At 48.4% G+C, this 14007-nt stretch carries 16 protein-coding genes; 7 read left to right on the plus strand and 9 right to left on the minus strand.

Annotated elements, in window-relative coordinates; genetic code table 11:
* Positions 1 to 43: 43 nt before the first annotated feature.
* The 3 genes from G8759_RS28345 (at position 44) to G8759_RS28355 (ending at position 1854) form a co-directional block, all read left to right on the plus strand.
* Positions 44 to 388 (plus strand): hypothetical protein, encoded by a 345-nt coding sequence (locus tag G8759_RS28345; protein ID WP_167216009.1) that lies wholly within the window; start codon positions 44 to 46, stop codon positions 386 to 388.
* 190 nt (positions 389 to 578) lie between these two features.
* The gene (locus G8759_RS28350; protein WP_167216011.1) at positions 579 to 1175 is read left to right on the plus strand and encodes a TolC family protein; all 597 of its coding nucleotides are present in this window, start codon (positions 579 to 581) and stop codon (positions 1173 to 1175) included.
* 100 nt (positions 1176 to 1275) lie between these two features.
* The gene (locus G8759_RS28355) at positions 1276 to 1854 is read left to right on the plus strand and encodes a hypothetical protein (protein ID WP_167216013.1); all 579 of its coding nucleotides are present in this window, start codon (positions 1276 to 1278) and stop codon (positions 1852 to 1854) included.
* A 111-nt stretch (positions 1855 to 1965) separates the two neighbouring features.
* On the opposite strand, the gene G8759_RS28360 is transcribed toward G8759_RS28355, so the two are convergent.
* The 7 genes from G8759_RS28360 to G8759_RS28390 form a co-directional block, all read right to left on the minus strand.
* Positions 1966 to 3474: a carboxypeptidase regulatory-like domain-containing protein gene (locus G8759_RS28360; RefSeq protein ID WP_167216015.1), complete on the minus strand. Its 1509-nt coding sequence runs from the start codon at positions 3472 to 3474 to the stop codon at positions 1966 to 1968.
* Between the two features lie 34 nt (positions 3475 to 3508).
* The gene (locus tag G8759_RS28365; protein ID WP_167216017.1) at positions 3509 to 4924 is read right to left on the minus strand and encodes a CsgG/HfaB family protein; all 1416 of its coding nucleotides are present in this window, start codon (positions 4922 to 4924) and stop codon (positions 3509 to 3511) included.
* A gap of 40 nt (positions 4925 to 4964) precedes the next feature.
* Positions 4965 to 5399: a curli production assembly/transport component CsgF gene (locus G8759_RS28370; RefSeq protein WP_167216019.1), complete on the minus strand. Its 435-nt coding sequence runs from the start codon at positions 5397 to 5399 to the stop codon at positions 4965 to 4967.
* A gap of 151 nt (positions 5400 to 5550) precedes the next feature.
* Positions 5551 to 6045: a CsgE family curli-type amyloid fiber assembly protein gene (locus G8759_RS28375; RefSeq protein WP_167216021.1), complete on the minus strand. Its 495-nt coding sequence runs from the start codon at positions 6043 to 6045 to the stop codon at positions 5551 to 5553.
* Positions 6046 to 6047: 2 nt separating this feature from the next.
* Entirely contained in the window at positions 6048 to 6491 is a 444-nt protein-coding gene (locus G8759_RS28380) for a hypothetical protein (RefSeq protein ID WP_167216023.1), read from the minus strand.
* A 72-nt stretch (positions 6492 to 6563) separates the two neighbouring features.
* A complete protein-coding gene (locus tag G8759_RS28385; RefSeq protein ID WP_167216025.1) occupies positions 6564 to 7526 on the minus strand; it encodes a hypothetical protein in 963 nt (320 codons plus the stop codon).
* Positions 7527 to 7583: 57 nt separating this feature from the next.
* Positions 7584 to 8558, minus strand: a complete 975-nt coding sequence (locus tag G8759_RS28390) for a hypothetical protein (RefSeq protein ID WP_167216027.1) — start codon at positions 8556 to 8558, stop codon at positions 7584 to 7586.
* Positions 8559 to 8853: 295 nt separating this feature from the next.
* Between G8759_RS28390 and G8759_RS28395 the strand changes: the two genes are divergently transcribed.
* The 4 genes from G8759_RS28395 to G8759_RS28410 all read left to right on the plus strand — a co-directional run bounded on the left by G8759_RS28395 (position 8854) and on the right by G8759_RS28410 (position 11763).
* Positions 8854 to 9273: a hypothetical protein gene (locus G8759_RS28395; protein ID WP_167216029.1), complete on the plus strand. Its 420-nt coding sequence runs from the start codon at positions 8854 to 8856 to the stop codon at positions 9271 to 9273.
* A 156-nt stretch (positions 9274 to 9429) separates the two neighbouring features.
* Positions 9430 to 10005, plus strand: coding sequence for an RNA polymerase sigma factor (locus G8759_RS28400; RefSeq protein WP_167216031.1), 576 nt, complete (start codon positions 9430 to 9432; stop codon positions 10003 to 10005).
* 109 nt (positions 10006 to 10114) lie between these two features.
* Positions 10115 to 10933 carry a hypothetical protein gene (locus tag G8759_RS28405; protein ID WP_167216033.1) on the plus strand — a complete coding sequence of 273 codons (819 nt, stop codon included), beginning with the start codon at positions 10115 to 10117 and terminating at the stop codon, positions 10931 to 10933.
* Positions 10930 to 11763, plus strand: a complete 834-nt coding sequence (locus tag G8759_RS28410; RefSeq protein ID WP_167216035.1) for a C1 family peptidase — start codon at positions 10930 to 10932, stop codon at positions 11761 to 11763. The genes G8759_RS28405 and G8759_RS28410 overlap by 4 nt, the downstream gene beginning before the upstream one ends.
* An 11-nt stretch (positions 11764 to 11774) precedes the next feature.
* Here G8759_RS28410 and G8759_RS28415 read toward each other — a convergent pair whose 3' ends face one another.
* Complete coding sequence (locus tag G8759_RS28415) at positions 11775 to 13271, minus strand: DUF4384 domain-containing protein (RefSeq protein ID WP_167216037.1); 1497 nt, start codon at positions 13269 to 13271, stop codon at positions 11775 to 11777.
* A gap of 45 nt (positions 13272 to 13316) precedes the next feature.
* Positions 13317 to 13946: a hypothetical protein gene (locus G8759_RS28420; RefSeq protein ID WP_167216039.1), complete on the minus strand. Its 630-nt coding sequence runs from the start codon at positions 13944 to 13946 to the stop codon at positions 13317 to 13319.
* Between the last annotated feature and the right edge of the window lie 61 nt (positions 13947 to 14007).

The following is a 14007-nucleotide window of genomic DNA, read 5'->3' on the forward strand; positions in this document are numbered from 1 at the left end:
TCTCGGTTCCGTTGTTCAAATAGCTGTAAAAATAACTAAACAAATGAGAGCTTTTGTTATTATAATTTCCGTTCTTTTTTGTTTCTCATGCGAGAAACATGGCATATTCCAATCTGAAACTGATGAGCACTTTTTAATCATACAGGAAGAAATTAGAAATATGCCTGACATCCCCATCAATTTTTATTGGAAATTAAAAGATAAAGGACAATTCGTTACCCCTCCAGTTACGACTTGCTTGACTTCTGAGGTACATTTTGAAAAGCCTTATATCATTGCGAACGGAGTAAAATTTCACGCCTACTACTGGACTCGGACGGAGAATAAGATAGATGCTCCTAACCGCTCTGTAAAATCTATGATTATAGCTTTTAATAAGGAGAAGTGAGAAATAACTTGAGCACCAAGCTAATCAAGTCACTATTAATCGAATTTTAACCTACATAGTTTCGTCATTCAGCGGCTAAAATTGCCGATTCACGCTGAAAAATCCCGGATTCCAAGACTTTCGTTTCCCGAAGTAACGGCCCGCGATGACTTTTGTGGCGTACCTAATGCCCATCAGGGCAGGACGCGTTATGAAGGTTTTGACGAATTATGCTACCCAATTTACAAAACTACTGGGCAATCGGCCCGATGTGCAGGAAGCCGAGTTTTCGTTCCGGAATACCTTCGAACTAACGAACGTTGCCCGTACCTATTTCTACCCCGCCCTCACCATTACAGGCACGGCTGGCTTTGCAACGGCGAACACCTTGACCTGGTTCTTTGCCGGAACGTTCTACGGCAGTCTGATTAGCGGACTGGCACAACCTATTTTTAATCAGGGCATTAACCGTCAACGACTTAACCGAGCCGAAGCCGCTCCGTCAGAAGTCTTTTATACGAACGAGTCTACCCTGCTGAAAGCCGGGCAGGAAGTCTCCAACGCCTTGTATTCATACCAGATGGCGGTCGACAAAGCCAATGCCCGACAGCAACAATTGGCTGCTCTGCAAAAGGCGGTTTCGTTCACGAAAGAATTATTGACATACACCGCGAACACCAATTTCACCGATGTGCTAACCGCCGAGCAGAACCTTTTGGCGGCTCAACTCAACGGCGTCAACGACCGATTGCAGCAACTCCAGGCGACCGTTGCCCTCTATCGGGCACTAGGAGGTGGCTGGCGATAAGAAACAAAGCCAATTACACTCGCCTTAGCAACGCTGGTGTCAACGGCTGAGTACAGATGGGAAAATAATGCCGTGAATAAATTAAAATCCGTGTAAAATCATGAAGAAATTACGAGTAATCTCCGTTATGAAAAATCTGCTGCTTGTGCTGGGCCTGATGGCTGGTACGAGTATGTATTCGACCAGTTACGCACAGGTAAATGTCAACATCAATATTGGCAGTCAGCCACTTTGGGGTCCTACTGGCTATGATTATGTCAATTACTACTACTTGCCAGACCTGGATATTTATTATTACGTTCCGCTTCAGCAGTGGATTTATTTTGACGGTAGACGCTGGATTACCACGACTGTGCTCCCACCTCGCTACAGCCAGTACGATTTATACCGTCTGCACAAGGTTGTCATCAATGACAAACAGCCTTATTTACGTAACTCCGTTTATCGGTCCCAATATGCGTCATTTAAGGGTCGCTACGACCAGCAACCGATCCGCGACAGTCGTGATTCCAAGTATTTTGTGATCAACAACCATCCGCTTCATAATCAGGCGGTTCGAGGAAATCGGCGAGGTAACGGTAATGCCCGCCCGGAACACGATAAGACGGGTCGATCCAATGGCGGTAATCCGCGTGGACGTGAGCATGGTCCGCAAGGCGCACCCCGCGGACCTCATTAAGCTCTAATTACTTGTAATTGAGACCCCATTTCTGGGCGTCTGCCTGCTGGCCAAATGTGGTTTTGGCCAGCAGGCAGACGCCCAGACTATACGTTAGTCGTGTGAGCTATATTATCGCCAGTAGGGCATTTCTGCGACATTGATCAGTGATGCTCGATTTTGACCAGTTTGTCCATTAAAATCGACCGTTGTTACTGTCGCTTCACCGGTTCCGGTATTGCTAACATTGGTGAATATTATTTTGGCACCGTTTGGCGAGAAATGGGGTTCCAGATCATTCGTTCCGGCTGGTTTGTTTGTTTTGGTATCGGTTCCCAAAGCCATCACATCCTGGGGTTGCTTCTCGCCAAGCGTCAGCAAAGCGATCAACGCATTCAATTGACGCCCCTGCGAATTCTGATAAGGAATTTTGTCATACGAAAAGAGGATCTTTTCACCGGTAATCGAAAAAACCGGATTTCCGACGCGGCCGCCTACCCGAGTCCATACCGTTGAGGTGTCTTTACCCGAGGCCGCCATCAATACAAACCGATTGTCATAAACGCTGGAGCCAGTCGTTCGTGCGATAATTCGGTCGCCCTGCATTGTCCAGTCGCACCCAGCGAAGAATCGCCCGGCGGGGGCCTGCGAAACCAGTCGTAAGCCATTGCCCGAACCGTCGGCCTGCACCGCGTACAGCTTGTTGTTGCTTGGGTAGAGCAACTGCGTCCCGTCGGGCGACCAGCAGAATGACAAGTCCGTGGGCATCAGGCCCGACACAGGCACGCTTGTAGCCCGGCGTAAGTTGCTGCCATCATAATTCATGACAAAGAGGTGTAAATCAGTCTCGGCATTGGAAATGAAGGCGATCTGTTTCCGGTTGGGACTGACCACGGGTCGCCAGTTGCTGCCAGAGTGAGTAAGCTGAATGCAGCTTATCCCGTCTGAAGAAGCAAAAATCTGATAACGACCCTCTACACGCCGGGCAAACACGTAGGCGACATCAGGAAACGAATTTGTCCGAAAACTCCACGTTTTACCGGTTACTGAATTCACCCCATCCGAAACGGTTACCTGCCAATAATACGTGGTTCCATAATCCAGCCCCTTCAGCACGAGCGAATCGGCAGTAAGACCTGTAGCCGTTTGCGTAGGTACCATACTTCCTTCACGCGTTATGGCAACATCGTAGGTAAGTGGATCTTTATTCGGATCGGTGGACTTCCACTTTAAAACGGTTGTGGTCGATACCGAGCTAGTCCCTGTTGTTGGATTAAGTAGAGCAGGTTCTGTAGGAAGTGGATTTTCGTTCACGATATACATTACCGTGGCCGTTCCATAATTACCACCTACTTCAACCGTCGTTAGTTCATCGCGAAATGCCTCTTTGGTGGCCTGTAAGGTGTATTTGCCCGCCAGAACCGTATCAAAGCGAAACCGGCCGGTTGTGTCTGTCTGTACGGTTCTACCCGACGGATTCAGGCGAACGGATGCTTTATGAACGGGATTACCATCCTTCTTGCGCAGGATCTGACCGCTGATAGACCCATATTGTAGCGGCTCTACGTAAATCTCTTCATTGCAGCCCCAAATAGTGGTTAGCAGCAGAATCAGGACAATAAAATTGTGTAAACGTTTCATGACTTTGGTTGATCAGTTTAGCGGAGAAGTATTTTTATCGATGAAGAGGAGCAGGACGCCGAACGGAGCGCCCGAGGTAGAAAGACAGACCAACGGAGCCACGCAGATAATAGTCTCTGTGGTTTCCAGCCATGATTCCGTCCAGCGCATCGGTCATGGGTTGCTGATAATCCAGCGTCGTTCGAAGGCCAAATACGTGGTTGATGGCATATTCGGTGCCGATCCCGCCATTCAGCAAAATGTACTGTTTGCCACCGATATCGACCGGCGAACTTCCAGTACGGCATCCGATAACGCCGATGCCTGCAAAGACGAGTGGCGTAATTCGCCGGAAAGGCAGGGATCGATAAATGAGATTGCCCTGGAGGGTACTAACCGGGCAACTGAATTTCTGATCACTGGCGAGCGTTCCAACGCTCGCATTAACCTGAATACCAAAGGAGTTGGACAGATAAACGTCGGCGGTTAGACCATAGCCCGTCCGGATTCCGTGGGTGGCAAAATCACCATAATACCGCCAGACCGATGCGTAAGGCTGAACCGTCAATCGGGATGGTTCAACGGTATTACGCGCTCCGTGGATGTCGGTTTGGCTCATTTCGGTTTTCTCTCGGGCATAAGCCGACAGTGCATTCTGAGCCTGCTCAGCACCTTTTTCGTCAACCGTCCACAGATTATCCTTGATGCCTTCCAGAACAAGTGACTGAACTGCTTTTTCGATGGCTTCCGTGACGGCCATCTGGGCAGGTTCGTTCGTGGCATAGCCGGTTTCAACTTCGAGCAGGCGTTTGAAACTCACATACCGGAATGTTCCGGCATCAATCGCCTGCGATAGAATGGTTTTGGATGTATAGACCGTTTTAAGAATCTTACCCGATTTGGTAGCTACAGCCCGCAAATAAACCGTTACCCGATCCTGACGATACTGGCTGGAACCGCCGGTGCCAAAGAAGCGCAGACCCGCTCCGCCGGTAATCGTATTGGCATCGTAGGAAACAATGCCGCCTTCCAGAATAACCCCCGCAAACAACAGGGGAGGCAGATTTTCGGCTTCGCTCTTATACTGCGACAGGCTGGAACGGATAATTTTACGCTCGTTCAGCAGATTGCTGACGTTCTCGCGCTCGATTGGCACGAACCAGCCACTTTCTTCCAGCGCCTTCAGCAAAATATTGGTGGTTCCCTGCGAGACAGCTGTCGAAAAACCAGAGCCTGTTTCGGTCTGTTTGTACTGACCCGTCTGATCCCGAAATTTATAAACGGCGGCTACTATTTTCTCGTGGGGAGCGGGCAGATTTCGTAGTTCGGCCGTAATCGAGGTTTCTTCACCTAAGCGGGCCGATTGAGTACGTGTTGGCTGGTGGAAGTAAGCACTGCAACCGGCTAGCAGCCACATAAAACTACTGGCTATCAGCAGTATGGCACCAATTCTTAATCCTGAATGAAACATGGCGAATGAGGTTAATGGTTGATCGATGAGGTGAGGAAATTCATAAATAAGGCACTGTGATGGAGCTTTCTCCGCCTTTGCCATCCGTAATTCGAATGATAACTCCCTCAGCGGCATTGCTGATGACCACATTCATATCGCCGAAGGTGAAGCTGCCTTCTTTGAGTCCGTCTTCGCCGAATTGCTTATTGAGAATGTTTTGCGACAATCGGCTAAGCAACTGCCGTTGCAGATTGTCCGAAAAACTCTGGAGCGACGAGCTGTTGGAAAGCCCATTCAGGCCACTTGCCGATGAGGAGCTTTTGGCCGCAGGGTCTTTATGCGTATCCTGTGCCTGCGCGGAGCTAAGCATCCACTGGTAGTTGAATGTATTTCCGCCAAAAGCCGGATTATTGGGATGGTAGACAAGCCCCTGTGCCCGAAGTTGATTTAGCCCTGCCAGAAGCAGCAGTCCGATGGTGAATAACTTTTTCATATACAATCAGAAGTAAAAGGTGTTCTGATTGTATATCGCAAAGAATCGGAAAGGTTAACAGTCGCAGAAGCAGCTAACAAAAAAATAAAGCGTAGCCCGGAAAGCCTGAACAGACTTCCTGAGCTACGCCCAAATAATGAATTGTTACTTGCTAATGCACTCCTGAACCTTTCTGGTCTTTACTGCCAAGCTGCTGTTGTGTTTCCTGATAACTGACCAGATATTGCCGCACAGTATTCAGAGCGTACTGAGCATCTGACTCCAGCAAATCATAGCGGGCCTGCACAAATTGCTGCCAGACAGGCTCATCGTCGATACTGATAAGAATCTGGTTGGCGGTTCCGGGTGAAGGTATTTCTTCGATCATGATGACCACATCGACGGATGGAACAACCGAAGTCAATCGGCGTTGTTGAGTCGTATCGGCTTGGGTTGGCAACGCGGTCCAATACTTGTAGAACAGATCGTAAAAATCCTTGCCGACCTTGGTGCGTGAATTATCGAGGATCAGGCTGGTACCGCCAGTTTCGCTCAGCGAACATTCCGTCAATTTCCCGTCCAGGTCAAACTCGTCGCCAGAATCCGGATCTTGTGCACGCGCCAGAAAAGGGCTTACTGCCAGAAGAAGTACGAATAGCGTTTTCATGATTAGAAATTATTTTTGATAAGGAGCTGCATACCTCCGTTCTGTTCAATCCGCATCGGCACCCCCAGTGCTGGTATATTGCCCTCCTGCATCAATTGGTTGTTGTTACCCCGCTGAATCACCTCCAACTGGCCGTTAGTTTGCCGCGACCGCCATTGTGCGGCATTATTATCGCCCTGTTGAACGAAGGAATATTGATTGTCGGAGCCAGAAATTGCTACATCCAGTACATTATTGGAGCCTTGTTGAACCAGATTAGCGGCATTGCCTCTCCCCGTTTCCTGGTAGTGTAGTTGGTTCAATTGCCCCGTTTGCACAAGAGCAATTTCGCCGGAAGTCAGTCCCATTCTATTCCGTTCATTCGGGGGTTGTCGGTAATACACCTCCGACTGAGCTGAAGTGGCCAGTGGCAGACCAACTAACAGCATAACAACAAGTCGTATCATGGCGATTGTAGATTGGATGGAAAGATGCGTTATCCAGTCCGCAATCAACCTTGCGGACTGGATGGGCAAAGCTTAATAGGAAGTCTGTGTTACCGTTGCCGTGTTGTTATTGCCCGACTGCCCAAAGCGGAGCGTGTTGCCATCGCCGGCTTGAGTAAGCGAAAATGAGTTTCCATATCCTTGCTGGAGGGCACCAAAGTAGCGGATACGGTAACGAACGTTAGGATCTCGTTCCAGATCGGACAACGTATTGTCGTTTCCTTCCTGCATTACTGAGGCCGTATTGACGGAACCAACCTGCGAAAGCTGTGCGTCGTTATTCGAACCGATCTGGCTTATGCTTCCGCGATTATAACTGCCATCGTTAGACGAAATCAGGCCGATATTGTTATCGCCACTCTGGGCGAGGCTGATCTGATTTCGATCACTACTCGAAGCAGTGGCATACCCTCTATTTCCGTCGCCGGTCTGGCTAAGGCTGATCTGGTTCCGATCACTGCTCAGGGCATAAGCCGTGCCCGTATTGGCATCGCCGGTCTGGCTGATACTGATCAGGTTATGCGTACTATGATACGATGAATAAGCCTCGCCCGTATTGCCGCTTCCCGTTTGTGTTAACCCAATCTGATTGTCGTCACTATGGTCGGTTGAATATGCCAGACCTGTATTGCGATCGCCCGCCTGAGTTAGCCTAACCTGGTTGTGATCGCTGCGAAATGTTGAGAAAGTAATGCCCATATTGTCATTACCCGTTTGCGAAATGGTGGTTTCATTTACGTAATGATCGGCTTGAACAAGCGCGTTGTTTCTACTGCCAACAATCGAAATGCCCCCACTGAGATAGTCTCCTGATTGCTCGAAAGATGCGTAGTTATTATCCCCTGCTACTGAAACAGTACCTGTATTTGTTCGGCCCTGCTGGGTCGCCAGCGCATTGTTTCCACTACCCGACTGGCTAAGTGACAAGGTGTTTGGTTGTGCATGAGCAGCACTCAGTGATGCAATTGCCCATACCGATACTATGAGTTTTTTCATGATTGATAAAAAATTGAGCGTGACTGGATATAGAATGGCCTCGTATATACTCACCGTTTAATAGGACCTTTGTGTAACTGTAGCGGTATTATTGCTACCGAACTGCCCAAAGCGGAGCACATTACCATCGCCGGTTTGGTTGAGTAGTAATGAGTTACTCGTACCCTGAACCTGCAAAGCACTCGTAGACATTGACTCCAGCCCCGTGAGAACGTTACTGGTGCCCTCCTGCACAATTGTGGCTATATTCTGTGAGCTTCCCTGTAAAAGTCGGGCTTCATTGCTGATGCCTGACTGAGTCAGTGTGGCCTGATTTTCATTACCCTGCTGGTCAATCAAGGCCTGGTTAGCATCGCCGGTTTGCGAAATCGTCGCCTGGTTATAATCTCCATTACCTGGATTAATCCCGCCAGTATGGTTTGTGCGGGCGTTATTACCATTTCCTGTCTGGCTTATTGAAATCTGGTTGTCTGAACTGTACTGAATATTCGCATTACTGACGTTATCATTCCCGGTTTGGGTAATCGAGACCTGGTTATTGTAGCTATCGAATGGAGCGGCCTGCCCATCGTATCCAGATGCTCTGACCGAACTCTGGTTGTGATTTCCGGTCTGCGTGATTGATACTTGATGATTACCTCCCCAGCTTGATACCGTACTGGCACTGTTTCCCTCACCGTTCTGATTGATACTGAACTGGTTATTATTCGATATAAAGCTGTTGATAGTTGCCGTATTATCATTGCCTAGCTGTGTCATTGACACCTGATTTTCTGTGCTCCAGGTCTGTAGAGATGCTGTATTCCGGTTACCCGTAGTCGAAAGAGTCCCGATATTGCCGCGTCCATTCTGCGCAAAGGAAACCTGATTATTGTCGCCCGTAGTTGTGATCGTTCCTACGTTTCCGCTGCCTCCCTGCGAAACCGGAGCGCTGTTTCCATCACCCGTCTGACTGAGCGACAACGTGTTCGACTGTGCACAAACAGCACCTACACTGGCTGCTGTCAGTAACGATAAGATGAGCTTTTTCATGATTGATTGATTTAAGGTGAACTGATTATGAGTTTGTCTCATCTGTGTATCGCAGCAGGGTGAGCAAGGTTAACAGCGCAGAAAAAAAAGAAATGAATTGATAACGAAGACGGTAAAACAGCGATAACCAGATTAGGAGAGGCCGACAATTAGCCGAATACCTCCTGGCTGTTATACTGGAAGAAAATCAGTTTTAAACCACTTCTTCAACTATTTGACAGATTACGAATACCAACAAGTCACTATTTGGCATATTATTGGATAGTATTATTGAACGAAAGTTCCTATCCGACAAATGAAATACCCGACCGTAACTATTTCGAATATCATCCGTACTGTGCTACAAGGAGGAACTGGCTGCGTAGCAATTGCCTTATTGATAGGGTTATCGCTTCGATGGCAGACCTATTCGGCTCAGAACGAAATTGAACGGGAATTATCAAATCAGACTTATCTGGAATTGACCTCGAACTTGCAAAATGCGAACTGTACGTATCATAATCATAGCTGGCTGGAGCCTTATGTTGAGTGCGAATCGATCCGGTACGGCAAACTAAAACTGACGCATAACGCACTTACTTACAACGGCATCCTGGTTCACTATAGCCCAGTTTATTTCTTTCGTACAGATAGCCTGTTTGATGAGTTCAGGGACAAAACATTAACGATGGGCCATTTGAAGCGTAGCCGAAACCATTCACTGAAACGTTTCTGATTGCGTAGGCTAGGTAGTCCTTTCGATGGGTTGCGTCATACGATTTTCTGCCAACGATGAACTGACCTACCAGCCTAATAGTTAGCGGGTTCATTGCTTTTTGGCGATCAAATCATTACCTATGCCCTTCCGGTAGTCATTGTAAAGCCGGGCAGTATGACCACGGATATTGATAACCCTTGCCAAAACATTGAGCAGGGTAGCCTGGAATTTTATCAGGCGTTATTAGCCGATTATAAACAGGCCTGGGAGTGCTTGTATATGAGCGCCTTCCGTAGTTTCGTGCCTTATGCCCGCCAGCGAAGCGCCATTTCTACGGACGACGCGCTGGACATTCTTCAGGAGGGAATGGCGGAGTTTGCGCTTAAATTGAAAAGTAGGAAATATGTCTTTCAGGGAAGACCGGTAGCGGCTTATGTATTTACTGTTTGCCGAAACCGATGGGTTAGTTTCCTGAGAAAAAATCACATTCAGAAGGTCGATATTACACAGGAGACGGCTACAGAAGAAAGTGATTTGCCCGATGATACTGAAAGTTCCAGATCTTCCTTCAGCTTGTTCATTCAGGATGATACGGATCAGGATGGTGAAAACGAAGCCGGATCATCCGATCGCGATGCGATCTGGGAAGATAATGAGGTCGATTGGGAGGCTGTTGGGCGGGCGTTCTCCGAAGTAAGTGACGATTGTCGCACAATGCTCCATTGCTTTTATGTCGATGAAAATCATTGAGTGAGTGCGGAGCCCAGATTGGTTTGCAGGAAAATTCTGCCAAAGTAAAACGATTTCGGTGCGCTCAGCGACTGAAGACCTTATACATTCAGTATAAACTAGAGTAGTCATGGAGTTATCGGATGAGCTTCTTGAACAAATCGGCGCTTACCTGTCAGGGAAGCTATCGGCCGAGGAAAAAGACCGGTTTGACGATCGGCTGGCAATTGATCCCTTGCTTCAGCAAGAAGTGGCCATTCAGCGGGAACTGAAACAGGGACTATCATTTCTGGCGCAGAAAGATCGGTTTAAACAACTGCACGCTGATCTTGACAAGCGTGGCCTGCTCAACGAAATACAATCAGGGACAAGTGAGCCAAACCGAACAGACTTGCCAATTCCCGACACAAAGTTGGCCCCATTTCCGGAGCGCCCACAAACTCTACAACGATCATTTCGCTATGGCTGGGCAAGCTGGGCCATGGCGGCTTCTGTCGTCCTTGTGCTTGGCATCGGTTGGGTGCTTTATCGGAACCAGACTCAAAAACAGGATGAACTGGCGAAGAATGAGCGGATTTTTAATGATTTCTTTACGGTGGAGATCAAATCGGCACCACCCCTTGCTGATGATCCGGATCGGGTAGCGGCCTCCCCAGACAATGGCCAGACGAAAGCGGATTCAGCACGGTTACACGCTCTTGTCGAAAGGTTGCAACGAGTGAATCCTCAGCCAGTAATTGGCGAACTTACCGCCCTCTCGGCCAGCAACCCCGGCCATTGGAGCGCCAGTGCGCAATGGTATCTGGCGCTGGCTTATCTGAAAAATAATCAGCAGACTGAGGCTGAGATTCGCCTGCAAAAAATTAGCCAGCTGAACGGCCATCCGTACCAGCAGGAAGCCAGGCGTTTGCTTAATCAATTAAGGTCTTCCGTACCCGATCGACCATGAAAATCAGCTGGCTCACCGGTATTCTTGTCGCATCGCTGACTTTTTCGGCATCAGCGCAAACCGATATTACGCCAGGTTTGCTGCTGGATGATGCTGGGTATGAGCAAGTACCTTACCAGGAAATTGTAACGAAGGAGAAACTGCCCAGCCAGGTTTCATTTGAGTCATTTTGCCCAGCAGTACAGGCACAGGGAGCTTATAGTACCTGCACCGGATTTGCGTGTGGTTATTACCTGCGCACGATTCTGGAAGCAAAATCCAGACAAATAACCGCACCGACCGATATTAACAAGCTGGCCTTTTCGCCGGGTTACCTGTACGAAAAAGCCAAGTCCGACCGTGATTACGCCTGTACGGAAGGGGTCTACCTTTCTAAAGTTTTTAGTATCCTGAAAGAGGTCGGAGTCGTACCGTTCAGGCATTTTCCTTATCCAGCCTGCGGTCAACAAACCGTGCCCGTCGATGCGGTTGCCTCTCGCTATCGAATCCGTGAATACGAACGGCTGTTCAATGTACAGGATGAGGAGCCTCAAAAAATTTACAATCTAAAAAAAGCACTGGCTGCGGGTAGTCCGGTGGTGGTCGGTATGGTTGTTCCAGCTTCCTTTTTCTTTGCGGGTAAAGTATGGAAACCTGCTTCTGGCGACGACCCAAAGGATAAGCGACTCAAAGGGCATGCGCTGTGCATAATTGGCTATGACGACAAACGGCATGGCGGGGCTTTCCGGGTTATAAACAGTTTTGGGAAAGCCTGGGCCGATGGCGGTTTCTGCTGGATCAGCTACCATGACATGGCCCGTTTTACGCGCTATGGGTTTAAAATTAGTTAGCAAACCTAACCTCAATGAAGACCACGCGTCGTTATCTGGATTCGGTCTTCGGCTATTTCTTTGCGGTTTTTCGTACAGGTAACAGCCTCGATCATGTTCAGCATTGAACCGACAAAAATGGTGTATCCATTGTCTTTTCTGACATATAACTCCGAATTGGGTTTCGTTGGCAGCGCACAAAACGCTTCTTCGACAGCGTAAACAAGCAGATACTCCATACCGAACGGTGCCGAACAGACAAGTGGAACATCGGGCGCAATACGGACGTATTGATTCTCCTGCCCAGGCTTAATTTCGAAATCGTTTTCGAGCAGTGTTTTGGTGCCGTCTGCCAGTAAATACACCAGTCGTAAATGACAGGGGCGATTCGTTTTTGCTTCCACGAGTAGTTGACTTCCTTCCCAATACTCCACATTTGTCCGGCCCCTATCTGTCCGAATAGCTACGCTCAGCGTTGTTTGTTCAGGCGAGATTTTCTGCTGGATGGTATCCCGTATGGCCACAATCTGTTGATAATTATCTGGCTTTAGTTTCAGGTTCTGCTGGCTAAGCCAGGCCAGTGGCAGGTCAGCATTGGTCAGCTTTTTCAGGACCCGATTGGTGTGAGGATCGTAAAGCTCTGCCGTAATCAGTAGGTTGTTTAGATCCTCCTGAAAAGACCCACCCACCAGCAGCGAACGTTCTGTATGTTGCGTTGGTGAAAGAACCTCAATCGACGGAATCTTCTGAAGGAGACTACCGAGCGTGGCAAAAATCCGGTCCGACAAAGCGTTGTTCACGCCACACCGTTTGTAGGTAAACATCTCCAGTGTGATTTGCTGGCCGTTGACCGGCAGGCTTTCTTTAAGTTGATTTGCCACTGAAGCCAGCACAGTCAGCAGATCTTTCTGTTCGCTTGCAGCCTGTTCGGCATCGGCGGCAGTGGCCGTAAAAGCCGTTGCCGGCCATTTGTCTGTTTTACTGATTCCGGCTATTCGAAAATCACGATAAATAGCCAACTGGCGGTCAAATACGAACATAACCCGGAACTCGGTCAAATACTGAAACTGGAATGGCCGCCCTTGTTTATCAGTACCTTGTAGTTGTTTGCTGAGGTACAAATTGATAAACGGCTGCCCATCTTTTGTTTGCTGGATATCGTAGCGGGCCTTACCGAAATCCATTGTATTGACAACTGGCTTTCCACCGGCAAATATGCGGCAGTCTTTTACGTACTCCTCGATAGTTGTATAGGCATTTGCCGGATTTCTGTACTCATTGTAGACCAGTACTTCCCGGCTGCGGAAGGCGTCTCTCACCAATCCTCTGATATGATTTTGCAGCGCTTCAAAAGGCTGGTTTGCTTCGTAATGCGTCAGAATTTCCAGATTCGGCAGGTACTTGTCCTTCACCAGTCGACGGGCGCTTTCAGCAATCAGTACCCGTTCGTTTTGCGTGTATGACTGCGCCCCGGCCACAAATCCAGCCAACATAAGGAGTGCAGTTATTGCGGAAAGTACTGGCTTCATACAGTCTATTCGTTGATACTGGATTACGATTACGCAGCGAGTGCTTTAGTGCATTGCCTTTCTGGGCGTTGTTTCCGCTAACCGGACATTACCCAGCAGCACCGTCCAGCGATGTTCTTCATAGAAAGGATCTTTCCGGTTGCGCAGGTCTACATCCATTTGTTTCGCTGTTTTGGCTTTATAGACAGGCTGACCTTTACGGTTAAAGGCCTGAAATTGCTGGAAGTAAGTAGCCGTTGTGAGATAGCCCCGATCTGTTTCTGTCCAGTCACCCAGTAAGGCAAGGTCATAGAAGGTGATGGCGATATCGAAGTATTTTTTGTCCAGATTCTTCAGTCTGCGTAAATAAATAGCCAACGGATACTCTCTGGTTATTTTGTTTGAACCAACCTGCATGGTGGCATCGGGCAAAAAAAGCATCAGGGCATTTTCAATAGCCAGCTCACGGATGTTGTCCTGCTGGTCGGGGTCGGCCACTACAGTTAAGTAGCGTTGAAATTCGGACACTTTCTGCCCGGTCAACTGTCGGAAGTCACGCAGTTGCTTATCGCTTAGCTGGCTTTCTACCACAATCTGGTGGTCATCAAGCGGCAATGGGCACTCCTGCCCCAATGAGTGATCAGGCAGAAAAATACTGAGCGCCAATGCCAAACAATGAAACACTAACCTACTCATAATCAATCGTATTGAACTGCCCATTACTACTTTGATTTCTGATTAGTCGATTAAAAAAAAT

It is taken from the genome of Spirosoma aureum (assembly GCF_011604685.1).
Classification (GTDB): Bacteria; Bacteroidota; Bacteroidia; order Cytophagales; family Spirosomataceae; genus Spirosoma; species Spirosoma aureum.

What these genes read in the sequence shown, in the direction of transcription:
- G8759_RS28345 (WP_167216009.1), top strand. Translation starts at nt 44, where the DNA reads ATGAGAGCTTTTGTTATTATAATTTCCGTTCTTTTTTGTTTCTCATGC.
- G8759_RS28350 (WP_167216011.1), top strand. Translation starts at nt 579, where the DNA reads ATGAAGGTTTTGACGAATTATGCTACCCAATTTACAAAACTACTGGGC.
- G8759_RS28355 (WP_167216013.1), top strand. Translation starts at nt 1,276, where the DNA reads ATGAAGAAATTACGAGTAATCTCCGTTATGAAAAATCTGCTGCTTGTG.
- G8759_RS28360 (WP_167216015.1), bottom strand. Translation starts at nt 3,474, where the DNA reads ATGAAACGTTTACACAATTTTATTGTCCTGATTCTGCTGCTAACCACT.
- G8759_RS28365 (WP_167216017.1), bottom strand. Translation starts at nt 4,924, where the DNA reads ATGTTTCATTCAGGATTAAGAATTGGTGCCATACTGCTGATAGCCAGT.
- G8759_RS28370 (WP_167216019.1), bottom strand. Translation starts at nt 5,399, where the DNA reads ATGAAAAAGTTATTCACCATCGGACTGCTGCTTCTGGCAGGGCTAAAT.
- G8759_RS28375 (WP_167216021.1), bottom strand. Translation starts at nt 6,045, where the DNA reads ATGAAAACGCTATTCGTACTTCTTCTGGCAGTAAGCCCTTTTCTGGCG.
- G8759_RS28380 (WP_167216023.1), bottom strand. Translation starts at nt 6,491, where the DNA reads ATGATACGACTTGTTGTTATGCTGTTAGTTGGTCTGCCACTGGCCACT.
- G8759_RS28385 (WP_167216025.1), bottom strand. Translation starts at nt 7,526, where the DNA reads ATGAAAAAACTCATAGTATCGGTATGGGCAATTGCATCACTGAGTGCT.
- G8759_RS28390 (WP_167216027.1), bottom strand. Translation starts at nt 8,558, where the DNA reads ATGAAAAAGCTCATCTTATCGTTACTGACAGCAGCCAGTGTAGGTGCT.
- G8759_RS28395 (WP_167216029.1), top strand. Translation starts at nt 8,854, where the DNA reads ATGAAATACCCGACCGTAACTATTTCGAATATCATCCGTACTGTGCTA.
- G8759_RS28400 (WP_167216031.1), top strand. Translation starts at nt 9,430, where the DNA reads ATGACCACGGATATTGATAACCCTTGCCAAAACATTGAGCAGGGTAGC.
- G8759_RS28405 (WP_167216033.1), top strand. Translation starts at nt 10,115, where the DNA reads ATGGAGTTATCGGATGAGCTTCTTGAACAAATCGGCGCTTACCTGTCA.
- G8759_RS28410 (WP_167216035.1), top strand. Translation starts at nt 10,930, where the DNA reads ATGAAAATCAGCTGGCTCACCGGTATTCTTGTCGCATCGCTGACTTTT.
- G8759_RS28415 (WP_167216037.1), bottom strand. Translation starts at nt 13,271, where the DNA reads ATGAAGCCAGTACTTTCCGCAATAACTGCACTCCTTATGTTGGCTGGA.
- G8759_RS28420 (WP_167216039.1), bottom strand. Translation starts at nt 13,946, where the DNA reads ATGAGTAGGTTAGTGTTTCATTGTTTGGCATTGGCGCTCAGTATTTTT.